General features: G+C 62.9%; 17 protein-coding genes. 10 read left to right on the top strand and 7 right to left on the bottom strand.

Going from position 1 to position 17,231, the window contains the following annotated elements:
- The first annotated feature begins 38 nt into the window (after positions 1-38).
- The 4 genes from IU367_RS02380 (at position 39) to IU367_RS02365 (ending at position 2,078) form a co-directional block, all read left to right on the top strand.
- Complete coding sequence (locus IU367_RS02380) at positions 39-491, top strand: YaiI/YqxD family protein (RefSeq protein ID WP_042868879.1); 453 nt, start codon at positions 39-41, stop codon at positions 489-491.
- Between the two features lie 119 nt (positions 492-610).
- The gene (locus IU367_RS02375) at positions 611-880 is read left to right on the top strand and encodes a PepSY domain-containing protein (protein ID WP_042868877.1); all 270 of its coding nucleotides are present in this window, start codon (positions 611-613) and stop codon (positions 878-880) included.
- A 48-nt stretch (positions 881-928) separates the two neighbouring features.
- Positions 929-1,486, top strand: a complete 558-nt coding sequence (locus IU367_RS02370; RefSeq protein WP_043140523.1) for a cytochrome b/b6 domain-containing protein — start codon at positions 929-931, stop codon at positions 1,484-1,486.
- Positions 1,487-1,577: 91 nt separating this feature from the next.
- Positions 1,578-2,078, top strand: a complete 501-nt coding sequence (locus tag IU367_RS02365) for a metal-dependent hydrolase (RefSeq protein ID WP_241325677.1) — start codon at positions 1,578-1,580, stop codon at positions 2,076-2,078.
- 114 nt (positions 2,079-2,192) lie between these two features.
- On the opposite strand, the gene IU367_RS02360 is transcribed toward IU367_RS02365, so the two are convergent.
- Positions 2,193-3,398, bottom strand: coding sequence for a NupC/NupG family nucleoside CNT transporter (locus tag IU367_RS02360; protein WP_043140518.1), 1,206 nt, complete (start codon positions 3,396-3,398; stop codon positions 2,193-2,195).
- A gap of 563 nt (positions 3,399-3,961) precedes the next feature.
- Between IU367_RS02360 and dbpA the strand changes: the two genes are divergently transcribed.
- A complete protein-coding gene (gene dbpA / locus IU367_RS02355) occupies positions 3,962-5,341 on the top strand; it encodes an ATP-dependent RNA helicase DbpA (RefSeq protein WP_043140516.1) in 1,380 nt (459 codons plus the stop codon).
- 114 nt (positions 5,342-5,455) lie between these two features.
- Positions 5,456-5,746, top strand: coding sequence for a YkgJ family cysteine cluster protein (locus IU367_RS02350; protein WP_042868866.1), 291 nt, complete (start codon positions 5,456-5,458; stop codon positions 5,744-5,746).
- A 114-nt stretch (positions 5,747-5,860) separates the two neighbouring features.
- Here IU367_RS02350 and IU367_RS02345 read toward each other — a convergent pair whose 3' ends face one another.
- Complete coding sequence (locus IU367_RS02345; protein WP_043556915.1) at positions 5,861-6,274, bottom strand: hypothetical protein; 414 nt, start codon at positions 6,272-6,274, stop codon at positions 5,861-5,863.
- A 277-nt stretch (positions 6,275-6,551) separates the two neighbouring features.
- Between IU367_RS02345 and IU367_RS02340 the strand changes: the two genes are divergently transcribed.
- Entirely contained in the window at positions 6,552-7,997 is a 1,446-nt protein-coding gene (locus IU367_RS02340) for a PepSY-associated TM helix domain-containing protein (RefSeq protein WP_274453347.1), read from the top strand.
- Between the two features lie 73 nt (positions 7,998-8,070).
- Here IU367_RS02340 and IU367_RS02335 read toward each other — a convergent pair whose 3' ends face one another.
- From IU367_RS02335 to IU367_RS02315, 5 genes are all read right to left on the bottom strand, one after another.
- A complete protein-coding gene (locus IU367_RS02335; RefSeq protein WP_042868861.1) occupies positions 8,071-8,289 on the bottom strand; it encodes a DUF6500 family protein in 219 nt (72 codons plus the stop codon).
- A gap of 13 nt (positions 8,290-8,302) precedes the next feature.
- On the bottom strand, positions 8,303-9,307 hold the full coding sequence (locus IU367_RS02330) for a CobW family GTP-binding protein (protein ID WP_274453346.1): 1,005 nt from the start codon (positions 9,305-9,307) through the stop codon (positions 8,303-8,305).
- A gap of 176 nt (positions 9,308-9,483) precedes the next feature.
- Positions 9,484-9,681 carry a YbdD/YjiX family protein gene (locus IU367_RS02325; RefSeq protein WP_025325546.1) on the bottom strand — a complete coding sequence of 66 codons (198 nt, stop codon included), beginning with the start codon at positions 9,679-9,681 and terminating at the stop codon, positions 9,484-9,486.
- A 59-nt stretch (positions 9,682-9,740) separates the two neighbouring features.
- Positions 9,741-11,876: a pyruvate/proton symporter CstA gene (cstA, locus tag IU367_RS02320; RefSeq protein ID WP_274453345.1), complete on the bottom strand. Its 2,136-nt coding sequence runs from the start codon at positions 11,874-11,876 to the stop codon at positions 9,741-9,743.
- Between the two features lie 251 nt (positions 11,877-12,127).
- On the bottom strand, positions 12,128-13,033 hold the full coding sequence (locus IU367_RS02315) for a 1,4-dihydroxy-2-naphthoate polyprenyltransferase (RefSeq protein WP_043557061.1): 906 nt from the start codon (positions 13,031-13,033) through the stop codon (positions 12,128-12,130).
- Between the two features lie 207 nt (positions 13,034-13,240).
- On the opposite strand from IU367_RS02315, the gene IU367_RS02310 reads away from it, so the two are divergent.
- Genes IU367_RS02310 through menH form a run of 3 tightly spaced genes read left to right on the top strand, consistent with a single transcriptional unit; the run spans position 13,241 to position 17,086 of the window.
- Complete coding sequence (locus tag IU367_RS02310) at positions 13,241-14,560, top strand: isochorismate synthase (protein WP_274453343.1); 1,320 nt, start codon at positions 13,241-13,243, stop codon at positions 14,558-14,560.
- Between the two features lie 50 nt (positions 14,561-14,610).
- Positions 14,611-16,329, top strand: coding sequence for a 2-succinyl-5-enolpyruvyl-6-hydroxy-3-cyclohexene-1-carboxylic-acid synthase (menD, locus tag IU367_RS02305; protein ID WP_274454338.1), 1,719 nt, complete (start codon positions 14,611-14,613; stop codon positions 16,327-16,329).
- A complete protein-coding gene (gene menH, locus IU367_RS02300; RefSeq protein WP_274453342.1) occupies positions 16,319-17,086 on the top strand; it encodes a 2-succinyl-6-hydroxy-2,4-cyclohexadiene-1-carboxylate synthase in 768 nt (255 codons plus the stop codon). The genes menD and menH overlap by 11 nt, the downstream gene beginning before the upstream one ends.
- Positions 17,087-17,231 lie beyond the last annotated feature (145 nt).

Genomic DNA, 17,231 nt, shown 5'->3' with positions numbered 1-17,231 from the left:
TAAGATGCGGCCTCATTTCAGACACAGGAAGCCATGCCATGCCCATCTGGGTCGATGCCGATGCCTGCCCCCTCCCGGTCAAGGAGATCCTCTACCGCGCCGCCCACCGCGCCCAGGTCGTCACCACGCTGGTGGCCAATCAGGGGCTGCGCGTGCCCCCCTCCCCCTTCATCAAGACCCAGCAGGTGGAGAAGGGATTCGATGTGGCGGATCATGTGATCGCCCAGCAGGTCACGCCGGGGGATCTGGTGATCACGGGCGACATACCGCTCGCCTCCTGGGTGATAGATGCTGGTGGCGAGGCGCTCAACCCCCGCGGCGAGATCTACACCCGCGAGACCATCCAGGCGCGGCTCGGCATGCGCAACTTCATGGAGGAGCTGCGCTCGGCCGGGGTGCAGACCGGCGGCCCTGCCCCCTTCAACGCCGCCGACAAGCAGCGCTTCGCCAACGCCCTCGACAAGTGGCTGCTCAAGGGCAAGCTGAGCTGATTGCGGCCTCCCCGGCATCCAGCCGGGGATATTCATTCCTACCTCCTTGTGCTTAATTTTTCCTTAAGTTTGGTGCCCTAACCTTGTGGCTGTTTCACACCCACCCGCAAGGAGCACACATGAAACTGACCCCTCTGTTGTTACTGATCCCCCTGTTCAGCGGCGCCGTTCTGGCCGATCCCCAGTGTACCCAGACCGACAAGAGCCAATGGCTGAGCGAGGCGGATGCCCAGCAGCAGATCAAGGCGATGGGCTACGACATCAAGAAGTTCAAGGTGACCAAGACCCACTGCTACGAGATCTACGGTTGGGACAAGGACAAGCGCAAGGTCGAGATCTACTTCGACCCGACCGATCTGAAGAAAGTGAAAGAAGAGATAGACGAATAACCGAGCCATGGGCCGGTCTGTCGCCGGCCCCCTTGATGGAGCCTTGCCATGACAACCCCGTCTGAAGTGAAAGTCTGGGATCCCCTCATCCGGGTGTTTCACTGGGCGACCGTGATCCTCTGCCTGCTCAACTTCTTCGTACTGGAAGAGGGCAGCAAGAACCACAGATACGTCGGCTATACCCTGGCAGCCCTGCTGCTGATCCGGCTGCTGTGGGGACTGGTCGGCCCCCATTACGCCCGCTTCGGCCAGTGGTGGCCAACGCCGGCCCGCATTCGTTACTACCTGCGCCAGCTGGCGCAGGGCCGCCACCCCTATTATCTCGGCCACAACCCGCTCGGCGCCCTGATGATCTGGCTGTTGCTGCTGTCGCTGGTCGGCACCATAGCCACCGGCTGGTTCACCACCTGGGATGCCTTCTGGGGCGAAGACTGGATGGAAGAGCTGCACGGGGTCGTCGCCAACACCCTGATGGCCGCCGTCGGTGTCCATGCCGCCGTGGTGATCCTGACCGACCGCCTCACCCGCAGCGATCTGCTGCGCGCCATGGTGCTGGGCAAAAAACGGGTGCCCGCCGATGCCAAGGTGGAAGATCCGCGCAGTTAATGACCGGGCCGGTCCGCCGGCCCCGGTTTTTTGCTGCAATGGCCCGCGACACTGGTAAGATGCGCCGCCATTTCTCCATGCCGTAGCCACCATGACAGCCCAAGGGCACCTGCTGTTTTCCGTCACCTGCACCCTGCTCGCCCACAAGTTCCAGCTCACGCCGGCCCTGGCCGATGCCAGTCTGTGGCAGACCATACCCGCCGCACTGGCCAGCGCCCTGTTGCCGGATCTCGACCACCCCAAGTCCGTGCTGGGTCAGCGGCTGCCCTGGATCTCCAAGCCATTGTCACGGCTGTTCGGTCATCGCGGCTTCACCCACAGCCTGCTGGCGGTGGCCGTGGCCGTGTGGGGGCTGGATCAGAGCCTGGTGCCCGAACTGCTGCCCGCCGGGGTCAAGGATGCGCTCATTATCGGCTACCTCAGCCACCTGCTGGGGGACTGGCTCACCCCCGCCGGCATACCGCTGTTCTGGCCGCTCAAGCGGCGCTACCGGCTGCCGGGCTGGCCGCTCAAGAGCGGCGGGGCCGTCGAGACCGGCTTTTGCACCCTCACCCTGCTGGCCGCCGGTTACTGGAACCACTGGGCCGGTTGAGCGGGCCCAGACCCGACGCGACCGCGGATTGGCCGGAAGCTCTTTTGCTCCCCCCTGAAAAAAACAAACCCCTGCCGAGGCAGGGGTTTGTCATGGTGAGTGCGGGTGGATGAGTTACAGCATCACACCGGCAATCACGGCGGAGAGCAGGCTCACCAGGGTAGAACCGTACACCAGCTTCAGACCGAAGCGGGAGACCATGTTGCCCTTCTCTTCGTTCAGCGCTTTTACCGCACCGGCGATGATGCCGATGGAGCTGAAGTTGGCGAACGACACCATGAAGATGGAGAGGATGCCGACGGTGCGCGGAGAGAGCTCGGCAGCGATCTTGCCCAAGTCCATCATGGCCACGAACTCGTTGGTCACCAGCTTGGTCGCCATGATGGAGCCGGCTTGCAGGGCTTCACCACCCGGGATGCCCAGGATCCAGGCGATCGGATAGAAGAGGTAGCCCATGACGTACTGGAAGTTGACGCCAAACGCCAGCTCGAACAGGTAGTTGACCAGAGCGATCAGGGCGATGAAGCCCACCAGCATGGCAGCCACGATAACGGCCACGGAGAAACCGGCCATGATGTACTCGCCCAGCATCTCGAAGAAGTTCTCTTTCTTCGGGGTGTGGTGCTCGTCGCCCTCGGCGATGGCTTTCAGGTCGGTGACAGAGTTGTCCGGCTCATACGGGTTGATCAGGGACAGCACTATGAAGGTGCTGAACATGTTGAGCACCAGCGCGGCCACCACGTAACGCGGCTCGATCAGCTGCATGTAGGCACCGACGATGGACATGGAGACGGTGGACATGGCGGTCGCCGCCAGGGTGTACATCTGCTTCTCGTTCAGGTGGGGCAGCGTGTTCTTGAGCGCGATGAAGTTCTCGGACTGGCCGACGATCATGGAGCTGATGGCGTTGAAGGATTCCAGCTTGCCCATGCCGTTGATCTTGGCCAGCACTGTACCTATGCCACGAATGACGATGGGCAGCAGACGGATGTACTGCAGAATACCGATCAGCACGGAGATGAAGACGATGGGCATCAACACCATCAGGAAGAAGGAGAAGGCCCCTTCGTTGACCAAGCCACCGAACACGAAGTCGGTACCCTGTTTGGCAAACTCCATCAACTTGGTGAAGCCGGCTGCGAAGCCACCCACCACAGCCAGACCCACTTCGGAGTTCAGCATGAACCAGGCCAGCGCCAGTTCGACCACCAGCAGTTGGCCGATATAGCGCAGTTTGATCTGTTTCCAGTTGTGGCGGTTAGCCAGCAAAGCGAGAGCGAGGACCATCACGAGTCCGAGCACAAAGTGAACGTATTCCATACCAGTAGCACCTGAGTGAATTGTTATTTTTGACCGGCGCCATCATAGACATTTGCATATTTAAAAATCAGATAGCCATCACAATCTGCGGTAAAAATATGCATGTTGGATAATACAAACGTTTTTAAATTAATTAAACGCTCACTGCGGCATCCAATCATTGTTCAATAAATATAAAAACAGATAATAAACAGCCAGTTACAAATAAACACCTCAACCAGAAAGACCTATCACAACACAATATCAACATCTGCTTAAAACGCTGGCCGCCCCGTCGTAGCTGTCAGGTTAAATTTGAGACAAAAATATTTAATCAAACCAGAGTGACAAACGTTTATCTTATTTGCGATGAACGACGCCGGCTTAGTCGCACTATTTTTGACGCTGTTTTGCATTCTGTTCCGTGCACACAAACGGGAAAGCGCCCGCTTTTTCCTGCACGCGCCTCACCAGGCTCCTTTGCTCAGGCGTTCAAAAATCCGCCACACCCGAGGCCGCATTCTGGTACAATGCGCGGCCTTAGCGTTAGCGCATCCCCGTTTTCTCCGAAATAGAGTCCTTTTGTGAACAACAGCGAATTTAGCAGCCTCAACCTCTCCCCCGCCCTGCTCGAGAACCTCGCCAGTCTGGGTTATCTGCAGATGACCCCGATCCAGGCCCAGAGCCTGCCCCTGGTGCTCGATGGCAAAGATCTGATCGCCAAGGCAAAAACCGGCAGCGGCAAGACGGCCGCCTTCGCCCTGGGTCTGCTCTCCCGGCTCAACGTCAACCGCGTCGACGTGCAGGCGCTGGTGCTCTGCCCGACTCGCGAACTGGCGGATCAAGTGGCCCAGGAGATCCGTCGTCTGGCCCGCGCTCTGCCGAACGTCAAGCTGGTGACCCTGTGTGGTGGCACCCCGACCGCGCCTCAGTCCGCCACTCTGGGTTTCGGTGCCCACATAGCCGTCGGCACCCCTGGCCGCATTCTCAAGCACCTGGAACAGGGCACCCTGGAGCTGTCCAGCCTGGAGACGCTGGTGCTGGACGAAGCGGATCGCATGCTGGACATGGGCTTTGGCGAAGACATCAATAAAGTCATCAGCCATGCGCCTGAGCGCCGCCAGACCCTGCTCTTCTCCGCCACCTATCCGGAGGGCATAGCCCAGATGAGCCGCGGCGTGCAGCGCAACCCGGTCGAGGTGAGCGTGGAATCCCTGCACGAAGGCAGCGCCATCGAACAGAAGCTGTATGAAGTGCCGGCCGGCCAACGCCTCGACGCCCTCACCTGGCTGCTGAGCCACTACCAGCCGAGCTCCTGCGTGGTGTTCTGCAACACCAAGCGGGCCTGCAACGACGTGGCCGACCATCTGGCCGCCAAGGGCTTCTCGGCGCTGGCGCTGAACGGCGATCTGGAACAGCGCGAGCGGGATCAGGTACTGGTGCGCTTCGCCAACGGCAGCGCCACCATACTGGTCGCCACCGACGTGGCCGCCCGTGGTCTGGACATCAAGGAGCTGGGCGCCGTCATCAACTTCGAGCTGACCTATGACCCCGAGGTGCATGTGCATCGCATCGGTCGTACCGGTCGCGCCGGCCAGCAGGGTCTGGCCCTGAGCCTGTATCAGCCGAACGAGGCCCAGCGCGTCAACTTTATCGAGGAGTACCAGCAGGCTCCCATCCCGCAAGGGGATCTGGCCGAGATTGGCCGCGAGATCAAACCGATCGCGCCGCTGATGGCCACCCTCTCCATCGATGCGGGCCGCAAGACCAAGGTGCGGGCCGGTGACATCCTGGGCGCCCTGACCGGCGAAGGCGGCATTGCCGGGGCCGATGTTGGCAAGATCCAGATCTCCGAGCAGTACTCCTACGTGGCGGTGAAGCGCAGCGTGGCAAGCGCCGCCCTCAAGCGGTTGCAGGAAGGCAAGATCAAGGGGCGCACCTACCGCGCCCGCAAACTGGGTTAACGATGCAGCCGGGCGGCGCAGCTGCCCGACTCGTCACGAACCACAGCACGGGCGCCTTTACAGGCGCCTGTTTTTTATCGCACATGTGCCATTCCCATGGCATGGACAACACAGATGAACAGAGAACCCCAAGCCGACGTCAGCTGCCAGAACTGCGAAGCCTGCTGCTGCCGCCTCGAAGTCATGCTGTTTACCGATACCGGCGTGCCGGATCGCTACGTGGACGAGATAGAGGGACAGGTGCCCGTGATGCACCGGCTGGAAGATGGCTGGTGTGCGGCGCTGGATCGCAACACCATGATGTGCCGCATCTACGAGGTACGCCCTTTAATCTGTCGCGAGTTCGAAATGGGCGAACCCGACTGCATCGATGAACGGGACAAGTGGTTTATCAACCTGAGTTAACCAAGGGATCGCTCCTCTTTATGATGTGCCGCATCCATGAGGTGCGCCCCCTCATCTGCCGCGAGTTCGAGATGGGAGAACCCGACTGCATCGACGAGCGGGACACATGGTTTATCAAGCAGGAGTGAGCGGAACCGGATCGGCGGCCAGCCGCTGCTCCAGCCAGCACAGCGCCTCGTCGGTCTGCTCGAAGTAGCGGATCGCCTGAAATGGCAGCTCGCTGAAGATCTGATCGGCCAGGTATTGCTTGAAGCTCCCTGCCAGCACTACCGCCAGAAAGGCGCAGCCATTGACGGCGCACCAGCCGAACTGGCGACGAAAGCGGGCAAGCACCTCGGGTCCTGCCGCCTCAAACTCGGTCGCCACCTCGACGATCCCCCAGGGCGCATCGCGCAATTCCGCTATCTGCCGGCTGAAGGCGGCCTCATAGGCCATGGCCCCCGCCAGGTTGAAGGGGCCGCTCGGCTGACAGATCAGCACCTGTCCGCGCCGCTGCATCTCAAAATGGCCGTGTGGTTGCAACTTCACGCCAGTCTCCTTCCTTGGATCCTTTCCCACTGCACCAAAACGGTGGCATGTTGCAACAAGGTAAGGATTTATCTACACAAAGTCCATGCCACTGCGCATGGCCAACCCCTTGTCCCACCGCCAGCCAGCCCCTGGCCGGCGCAGATGCCCAGGCAATATGGAGCGGCCTCCCCTCCCGTCATGTTCTGTTGCAGTTAACAAAACGTTGCTGCTATCATCCGCGCCGCCATGAACATTCCACCAGCGGAAACGTTGGTCATCAACGCAAGGATCAGAGATGAAAAACCGGGACTCGAGTCACTACCAGCGGATCTGGCGCTGGCACTTCTACGCCGGCCTCTTCGTCGCCCCCTTCCTGATCCTGCTCTCCCTCACCGGCATTGTGTACCTGTTCAAGCCCCAGCTCGACAATCTCATGTATCCCGAGCTGATGAAGGTGACACCTGCCAGCCAGACCCTGAGCGCCGATCAGTTGCTGGTCAAGGCGATGGTGGCCATGCCGGACGCCAACCTGAGCAAGTACCTGCCGCCGGTCAGCCCGGATGCCAGCGCCCAGTTCATCGTCCGCCAGGGCGGCCGCGAGCTGACCCTGTTCCTCGATCCCGCCAGCGGCGCCCTGCTCGGCACCCTGGACAACCAATGGAATCTGCAGGCGGTGGCCCGCGCCCTGCACGCCGAGCTGCTGCTCGGCACCACAGGGGATAGATTGATCGAGCTGGCCGCCGGCTGGGGAATAGTGCTGCTCATCAGCGGCCTCTATCTGTGGTGGCCACGCAAGGGGCCGGGCGTGGGCGGCATCCTCTGGCCCAGAATGAACCAGCGTGGACGCCTCTGGTGGCGCGATCTGCACGCCGTGGTCGGCTTCTGGGGCGCGGGCTTCCTGCTGCTGTTGCTGCTGAGCGGCATGACCTGGACCGGTTTCTGGGGCGATCAGTTCGCCAACGTCTGGAACCGCTTCCCCGCCGCCATGTGGAACCAGGTGCCCGCATCCGCACCGCTTGCCCGCAGCCTGAACCAGGCCCACGCTCAAACTGTGCCCTGGGCGATGGAGAGCACCCCCATGCCGAGCTCGGCCACGCCCGATGAGATGGGCTCCATGGCGATGGCGGACACGGCCATGCCGCAGAGTGCGGAAGGCCACGATCACAGCGCCATGAACCATGGCGGGGAACACGAGGGGATGGTGATGGCCGAGCACCGCATCCCGCTGCAGCAGGTGGTGGAGATTGCCAACGAGCGCCGGGTCACCCCGGGCTACAGCATCACGCCGCCGGCCGGCAAGAGCGGCGTCTACACCATAGCCCTGTTCGCCGATGATCCGCGCAACGATGCCACCCTGCACATAGATCAGTACAGCGGCAAGGTGCTGGCCGACGTGCGCTGGCAGGATTACGGCCTGGTCGCCAAGACGGTGGAAACCGGCGTCATGCTGCACACCGGCAAGCTCTACGGCTGGCCCCATCAGCTGGCCATGCTGCTCATCTGCCTGATGGTGTTGCTGAGCGCCGTGAGCGGCCTCTGGATCTGGTGGAGCCGCCGTCCGCAGGGTCGTCTCGCGGCGCCGCCGCTGCCGGCCAAACTGCCCCCCATGCGCGGCGCCATCGCCGTGCTGGTGCTGCTCGGCATCTGCTTCCCCCTGGTCGGCGCCTCCATGGTCGTCATCTGGCTGCTGGACAGCCTGATCTTCTCCCGCCGCGCGGCTGGACTGACGCAAGCCGGCTGAGGCCGCTCGCCCACCATGGCGGCAAGCAAGAAGGGCTCCTCATCAGGAGCCCTTCTTGTTTCATTCTCCCCTATTATTCCATCGCCTCGACAAGCGCTATGATCTTCCGCGCCTTCTCGAAATGGTCGAGCCTCTGGGTCTGGATCCACCAGGTCGCCGCCTCCATCAACAACTCGGGGTCGTCATTGCGGTTGGCAAAAAACGCATAGAAGGAGACGCCCACCGCCTCCCCCTTCTGCGCAATTTTCTGGTGGCAGACCTGGATGATTTTCTTTTTCAATGATCCGCGCATGTGCTTTTTCCCCTCATGCTTGCGTCCGGGCAAATCCCTCCCGCAGTGCCTCGACGGGCAGGTAGCGGCCGATGATCACCAGCCGAGATTGAGGTGGCGTATCCTCCCAGGGAGAGCCGTAATCGAACCCAGCCACCCTGTGCACCCCCTGCACTATCAGGCGGCGCGGCTCCCCGGCGATGGCCAGCACTCCCTTGTAGCGCAGCATGTCATTGCCATGCAACTCGATGCACTGCTCCATGAAGGCGCCGATTTGCTTCAAATCCAGCTCGCCCCCTTCGAACAGCTGGGCCGAGATGGCATCCTGCCAGGAACGCGGCCGGGCCGAAAGCGGGCGAAACGCCTCGAAGCCCTGCTGCCCTGCCCGCACAATGCGAAGGCCTGAACTCAGCGCCAGCTCGTCGCTCAGGCTGAAGGCATCCAGATCCAGCCAGCACTCGGCCGGGCACTCACCCTGCACTATGTCGAGGATCTGCGCCCTGGGGTTGATGCCATGGACTCGCGCTATGGCCGCCTCCCGCGTCGCCCCGTCCACCCTGTCTGTCTTGGTGAGCAGGATGCGATCGGCAAAACCTATCTGGGCCGCCGCCACCGGATGCTCGTCCAGCTGGCGGCCTATGTGTTCACAATCGACCAGGGTGATGACGGCATCCAGGCGCAAGGCATTGCGCAACTCTTCTTCGACGAAGAAGGTCTGGATGATGGGGGCCGGATCGGCGAGCCCCGTGGTCTCGACGATCAGCCGCTCGAACCTCAGCTCCCCCGCGGCCCGCCGGGCCAGCAGGTCGCTCAGGGCGGCTCGAAACTCACCGCGCACGCTGCAACAGACGCAACCGTTGCTGAGCTCGACCACGCTTATCCCCTCACCTCCCTCCAGCAGGGCGCCGTCTATGTTGGCGGCGCCGAACTCGTTCTCCAGGATCGCCACGGAGGCGTCGGCGTGGTGGCGCAGAAAGTGGTTGAGCAAGGTGGTCTTGCCGGCGCCGAGAAAACCGGTCAGCAGGGTGACCTTCGTCATGATGGGAGTCCTGTGGTGAGGGGGCTAGTCGCAGTGTCCGCTATATCCGGCCAGAGCCGAGAAAACCGTTCAATCAAGGGTGGCCGCTACAGCATTCGTCATGATGGGCTCCGGTGATGGATGTATGAGGGGCCATTGAGGTTTCATCGCGACAAGCGCCGAAACCTCAACGTCTCCTAACAGCAGCGCCCGCCATTCTTGCCGCCGTAGCGGGCATCCTGGCGTTCGCGAAAGAACTCGTCGTGGCTCATGGGGGTCTGCTCGGGATGAGTCAGCCGCATGTGCTGCACGTAGTTGTCGTAATCGGGGACACCCACCATGAGTCTGGCGGTCTGCCCCAGATACTTGCCCGCCTTGGCCAGGGTATCGAACATGCAAACTCCTTAAAGGCCGTCGATGAGGCGCCGGCACCCGCGGGTGCCGGCCTGCTGACTTACTTGAGGCTGGGGGCCAGCTCGCCGTCGTCAGCATCGTCGTCAGACCTGGGCCGGGCTGCGCCTGGTTGTTTCGGCATAGCCTGATACGGCGTCTCGTTGGCGGTCGGCTGCGGATTTTTCAGCGCCTTGAGGGCCGTCTTCAAGGAGAAGCCGGCCAGCACCACCACCACCAGCATGAAGAACACCGTCAGCCCTGCATCCAGCCGGTTGTTGAACACCAGCTGGGTCAGCTGGGATTCGGTGTACTGGGCCGGGATGGTGCCGCTGTCGATCATGGCCTGGAACTTGTTGGCTATGGCCAGGAAGCCGAGCTTGGGATTGTCGCTGAAGGTCTTCTCCCAACCCGCAGACAGGGTGCAGATCAGCAGCCAGCTGGTGGGCAGCAGCGCCACCCAGGCATAGGCCTGACGCTTCATCTTGAACAGCACCACGGCGCACAGCATCAGCGCCATGCCCGCCAGCATCTGGTTGGCTATGCCAAACAGCGGCCACAGGGTGTTGATGCCACCGAGGGGATCCACCACCCCCTGATGCAGGAAGTAACCCCAGGCCAGCACGCACAGGGCGGTGGCGAGCAGGTTGGCCGGCAGGGAGTCGGTGCGCTTGAGGGAGGGGGAGATGACTCCCAGCAGATCTTGCAGCATGAAGCGCGCCGCCCTGGTCCCCGCATCCACGGCAGTGAGGATGAACAGGGCCTCGAACAGGATGGCGAAGTGATACCAGAAGGCGACGTTCATCAGGCCGCCGAGGGCACCGTGCAGTATGTAGGCCATGCCGACCGCCAGGGTCGGAGCACCGCCAGCACGGGAGATGATGCTCTGCTCACCCACCTCGCTGGCGATGCGGGTCAGGGTCTCGGGGGTGATCTGGAAGCCCCAGTTGCTCACCACGGCGGCGGCGGAGACCACCACGTCTGTGGTGCCTGCCGGCGCCAGCACAGCCATGGGGCTGTTCATGGCGAAGTAGACACCCGGATCTATGACGCAGGCGGCCACCAGCGCCATGATGGCGACGAAGGACTCCATCAGCATGCCGCCGTAACCGATGAAGCAGGCCTGATTCTCGTTGGCCAGCATCTTGGGGGTGGTGCCGGACGAGATGAGCGCGTGAAAGCCTGAAACGGCGCCACAGGCGATGGTGATGAACAGGAAGGGGAAGAGATCCCCGGCCCAGACCGGGCCTGTGCCGTCGATGAACTGGGTCAGCGCCGGCATCTGCAGGGTCGGCTGGGTCACCAGTATGCCGATGGCAAGGCCCACTATGGTACCGATCTTGAGGAAGGTGGAGAGGTAATCACGGGGTGCCAGCAGCAGCCAGACCGGCAGCACGGAGGCGACGAAGCCATAGCCCACCAGCATCCAGGTCAGCTGCACGCCGTCGAAGTCGAAATAGGGTGCCCAGGTCTCGCTCTCGGCCACCCAGCCACCGGAGATGATGGCAAAGATGAGACACACCAAACCGATCACAGACACCTCGCCGATGCGGCCCGGCCTCAGGTAGCGGATGTAGATCCCCATGAAGATGGCGAGGGGGATGGTGAAGGCCACAGTGTAGGTGCCCCATGGGCTGTGGGCGAGCGCCTTGACCACTATCATCGCCAGCACCGCCAGTATGATCACCATGATCATGAAGGTGGCGACCAGGGCGATGACACCCGCCGTGGGCCCCATCTCAGCCCTGACCAGCTCACCGAGGGAGCGACCATCCCGCCGGGTGGAGACGAACAGCACCATGAAATCCTGCACAGCCCCCGCCAGCACCACCCCGGCCAGCAGCCAGAGCATGCCGGGCAGATAGCCCATCTGGGCCGCCAGCACGGGACCGACCAGGGGGCCGGCGCCGGCGATGGCGGCGAAATGGTGGCCAAACAAGACCTTCTTGTCGGTCGGCACATAGTCCAGACCGTCGTTGTGACGCACCGCCGGTGTCATGCGCGTGCTGTCGACCGCCAGCACGCGCTTGGCGATGAACAGGCCGTAATAGCGATAGGCAATCAGATAGACGCACACAGCCGCGACCACGATCCAGAGTGCGTTTATCTGTTCGCCCCGGTTGAGGGCGATATAGCCGAGCGAACTGGCGCCCACCAGTGCCATCAGCCCCCATCCCAGGTGTTTCCCTAACTTGTCCATCAGTCTGCTCCCGCCATCGATTTTTACATATGCAACCAGATACGGTTACATCTCTATAGCAATCGCTCTGGCGCTACAATCGGGGCCCGTCACAACTCAACTCGCTGGCCGGAGAATTTCTCAATATTGCCGACCGGATCACGGCAGTTTGGGAAATGGCGATCTTGATGAGACTGAAATGATTGGAAAAACCGGCGGGGATGCCCACAAAAAAGGCCCCTGTTCGGAGCCTTTCATGCATCATCATCCCATCAGGAGAGTGCCAGCCCGATGGAGAGCAGCAGGCTGAACAGGAAGGCGCTGATGGCGGTCTTCTTGAGGGCGCCGGTCAGTACCTCGCCATCGAAACTCGTGCGCAATGTCTTGGCGGCGTCCGTGAGCGGCTTCATGGCAGGCAGGAAGATCCAGGGCCAGAAGCTGGCGGGCTGGGTCAGCAGGAAGGCGATGGTACTGATCAGCGCCGCCCCCAGCAACAGCCAGTGATAGGCGATGGCACGGTTGCGACCGAGCCGCACCGCCAGGGTGATCTTGCCGCTGACCGCGTCCGTCTCTATGTCCCGCACATTGTTGATGTTGAGTACGGCGGTGGCCAGCAGGCCGCAGGCGGTGGCTGGCAGCAGCAGATCCCACTGCAGCGTCTTGGTGAACAGGTAGTAAGAGCCGAGCACCCCCAGCAGGCCGAAGAACAGGAACACCGAGATATCGCCGAAACCGCGGTAGCCGTAAGGGGTCTTGCCCACCGTGTAGGTGATGGCCGCGACTATGGCCGCGCCGCCCAGCACCACGAAGGTGAGGATCTGCAGCCACTGATCACCGAAGGCGCAGCCCAGCAGGGCGAGGCCGCTCACCACGGCGGCCAGGGCGGTCAACGCCATGGCCATGCACATCTGCTTTTGGGTGATGAGGCCCGAGACCACGGCGCGCTGGGGACCGATCCGTTCGCCATTGTCGGCACCGGAGACAGCATCCCCGTAATCGTTGGCCAGGTTGGAGAGGATCTGCAGCAGTATGGCGGTCAGCAGGGAGAGCACCATGATAGTGCCATCGAAGGCGCCACGGCTGGCCGCCAGCCCGGATCCCAGCAAGATGGAGGAGCACGCGAGCGGCAGTGTTCGCAAACGCGCCGCCAGCAACCAGATAGAGAAGGTATTTGTCATATTGTGATGGCCAAACAATCAGATATTGATCGTGTTAAGGGTTATCGAACCGGATTTCGGTATACTTGGCCCCTCGGGAGTCAGCTCCCCGGGCGATTTACATGGACGAATGGGCAGATAATATATAGGAATAATCGCTCCTTTGGCATAAACCAACGGCATCCTTCTGCAGGATTGACCGTCACTATCGGCTCATAGACGAAATCCATGTTGGCTCAGACCCATATCAAGCAACAACTGGACGCCCTGCGTCACGGCAACGCCAGCGGCTTCGTGCGGCTGCGCGTGGCGATCGAGGTCGACTCCTTTTTGGGCTGGCTCGCGGCGCAGACCCTCTATCCCCGTATCTATTGGCATGCCAGAGGGCACGACAAGCCCGAATACGTGGCGCTGGGCTGCATTCGCGAGCTGACCCGGCCGCAGGACATACAGCAAGTCTGCGCGCACACGGGCCAGCCCCACGACGACAGCCCGCGCTACTACGGCGGGCTGGCGTTCGATCCCGCTCAGCCCGGCTGGCAGGGTTTTGGCCCCTGCCGCTTCGTGCTGCCCCGCATCGAGCTGGTGCGCCGGGGCGAGTGTGTCAGCCTCTGCCTCAATCTCTGGCTGACCGACGGCAATCTGGATGCCGAGCTGCAGGCGGCCGAGGCGGCCCTCGCGGCCCTGCAACCGGAAGCGCCCCTGCCTATGTTGCAACCCCACGTCTGGCAGCGCCAGGATTGCCCGGGCCCAGCCCAGTGGCAGACGCTGGTCGAGCGGGTGACGGCGCCCGATTTTCAGGCGCACACCCCCAAGGTGGTACTGTCGCGGGAGAGCCGGCTCTCCCGCCAGCGGCACGACGATGACCTCTGCCCCTGGTCCCTGCTGGCGCAGTGGGCACAGCACGCCCAGGACTGCTTCCACTTCGGCTTTCAGTTTTCCCCCGAGCAGAGCTTCATCTCCTGCTCCCCCGAGCGGCTCTACCGCCGGGAAGGGCGCCACCTCTTCACCGAGGCGCTGGCGGGCACCATACGCCGCTCCGGCGACGAGACGACCGACGCGGCCCTGGCCGCCGAGCTGCTGGCCGACAGCAAGAACCGACTGGAAAACCGGCTGGTGCACGCCGACATCCTCAGCCGACTGGCACCGCTCACCACGGGCGCCAGCCTGACCGAGCCGCGCATTCTGAAACTGCGGCTGCTGCAACACCTCAAGTGCGACATAGAGGCCGAACTCAGCCCCGGGGTCTGTGACTGGCAACTGCTGGACGCCCTGCACCCCACCCCTGCGGTGGGCGGCGCCCCGCGCGAAGCCGCACTGGCCTTCATTCGCGAGTTCGAGCCCCATGATCGCGGCTGGTATGCCGGCGCCTGCGGCATGCTGAGCCGGGAGACCTCGGAATTCTCGGTCGCCATCCGCAGCGCCCGCATCACGGCGCAGACCATCACACTGTTCGCCGGGGCCGGCATAGTGGCGGGATCCGAGCCCGCCGCCGAGTGGGCCGAACTCGACAACAAGATCGCCAACGTGCTCTCCCTGCTGGGATAGCGTTTTCCCATCGACCCTCATTCAGCGAGAGCCCCATGTTTGCGAGCCCCGTGTTTGCCAGTCAACATGCCACCTTCAATCACGTCTGGTCTTCCCTCTTGCTGGAAGAGCTCCATCGCCTCGGCGTGCGAGACATAGCGCTGGCCTCCGGCTCACGTTCGGCGCCGCTCACCATGGCTGCCGCCGCCCACCCCGGTTTTCGCCGTCACCTGCATTTTGACGAGCGGGGCTTGGGGTTCATGGCGCTGGGGCTGGCCAAGGGCAGCGGCCGACCGGTGGCGGTGATCATGACCTCGGGCACGGCGGTGGCCAACCTCTGGCCGGCGGTGGCGGAAGCCCAGCTGACCGGTGTGCCGCTCATCATTCTTTCGGCCGATCGACCGCCCGAGCTTATCGACAACGGCGCCAACCAAGCGATCGATCAGCAGGGGATCTTCGGTCGCTACCCCGTCTATCAGCAGAACCTGCCGAGCCCCACCCCGACCATACCGGCGGCCTTCGTGCTGAGTTCGGTGGATCAGGCGCTGGCCCAGCAGGCGCTGACGCCGGGGCCTGTGCACTTCAACTGCATGTACCCGGAACCGCTCTACCCCGGCGACGCATATCAAGACTTCAGCGACTATCTGGCCCCCCTCGGTGACTGGCTCCATTCCAGCGAGCCCTGGAGCCCCTGGCAGCAGAACGAGCAGATCTGCCCTCGCCAGCCGGATTGGGCGGCCTTGCAGGGCAAGCGTGGCGTCATAGTCGCGGGCCGCATTCAGGATCCCGCCCAGGCGCAGCTGGTGGCCGAGCTGGCCGAGCGCCTCGGCTGGCCGCTGCTGGCGGATCTGCAGAGCCAGATCCGCTTCGATGCCCGCAACCTCATCCACATGGATCTCGCCCTGCAAAACAGCTGCTTCGTGGCCGAACTGGCTCGCGCCGAAGTGTTGCTGCAATTCGGTGCCCGTCTCATCTCCAAGCGGCTCGGCCAGTTCATCAAGCAGCACCCCTGGCAGGATTACTGGCTGGTGGACCCGCAGCCGGCGCGGCTCGATCCCGATTACCGGCTGCGCCGCCGTCTGGTGTGCGAGCCCGCCGCCTTCACCGCGACCCACAAGGTGAGCACTCGCCACCTGCCCTGGCACCGGCTGGCGGAGCGCCAGCAGAGTGCCACCCGCCAGATCCGCAGCGCCTGCGATCGCTTCTCCGAGCTCGGCGTCTGCCATCGGCTGGGCGCCCTGATCCAAGGCCAGCTGTTCGTCGGCAACAGCATGCCGGCCCGGCTGATGGACATGCTCGGCGAAGCAGGCAAGGGACCGAGCCGGGTAATGACCAACCGCGGCGCCTCCGGCATCGACGGCCTGATCGCCAGCGCCTATGGCTTCGCCCAGTCGAGCGAGCAGCCGACGACCCTGCTGATCGGCGATCTCAGCGCCCTGCACGATCTCAACAGCCTGGCCCTGCTCGGCAAGTCGAGCCGGCCGCTGGTGGTGATCCTGCTCAACAACGATGGCGGCAGCATCTTTCGCATGTTGCCTGTGCCCACCGGCGATCGGCTGCTGGAGACCTACTACTGCCTGCCCCACGGCCTGCACTTCGAGCATGCCGCCGCCATGTTCGGCCTCCACTATCGGGCACCGACCACGCTGGCTGAATTCGAGCAGGCCTACGGCGCAGCCCTGACAAACCCGGCGTTGGAAAAGAAAGTAACCCTGATTGAAATCAAGGTACCGAGCAGCGAGGTCGCCGAAGATCTGAAAGCCTTGGGAACCCTTATCCGTGGCATCTAGCACTGACCAGCCAACCCTGGTGCTGCTGCACGGTCTGCTCGGCGATGCCAACGACTGGCAGCCGGTGATCGAAGCCTTGCCTGGGATGGATTGCCACGCGCTGGATCTGCCGGGCCACGGCCACAACCAGCATCTGCGGGTGAGCGGCTTCGAAGAAGCCCATGAGTGGCTCTGCGATGCGCTCAAGGCTCGCGGCATCGAGCAGTACCGACTGGCCGGCTATTCGCTGGGCGGGCGGCTCGCCCTCTATCACGCCAGCCGATCCCCCGCCGGCTTGCAGGCCCTGCTGCTGGAAAACTGCCATCCCGGCCTGCCGCTGGCCGAACGGGCCGCTCGCATCGAACACGACGAGCGCTGGGCCCGGCGCTTCGAGCGCGAACCGCTGACAGAAGTGCTGGCCGACTGGTATCGGCAGGGGGTGTTCGCCGATCTCGATGAGGCGGCCCGCGCCCGCCAGGCAGCTCGTCGCCTTGGCAACGAGGGCACAGCCGTCGCTAGCATGCTGCGCGCCACCTCGCTGGGCCAGCAGCCGGATCTCGCCCCCTGGCTAAGAGCAGAACCGCTGGCCGGTACCCGCTTGCCGGTGACCTGGCTCTCCGGCAGCAGGGATCACAAATTCCATCAGCTGGCTTGCCAGTTGGTGAAGCAGGGCTGCAATATCAATCACTTGACCCTGGATGGCGGCCACAATCTGCACGCCAGCCAGCCCGAGACGTTTGCCCAACTCCTGCGGGAGTGGGTTGTGAACACGCCATAAAACGGCATGACACCATTTACCTGAGCCGGCGTTGCGGGCTTATCACCAACAAGAAAAAGAGAGTGCACATGATTGAAGCAATGACGGAAGCGGAGCTGTACGCACCTGTTTCGGATGACGCGATTGCTCACTGTGCACTACAACA

The sequence above is a fragment of the Aeromonas bestiarum genome, from assembly GCF_028751155.1.
Taxonomy (GTDB): domain Bacteria; phylum Pseudomonadota; class Gammaproteobacteria; order Enterobacterales; family Aeromonadaceae; genus Aeromonas; species Aeromonas bestiarum.
The sequence above is the reverse complement of the archived record's forward strand: the minus strand, read 5'-3'. Positions and strand labels throughout refer to the sequence as shown.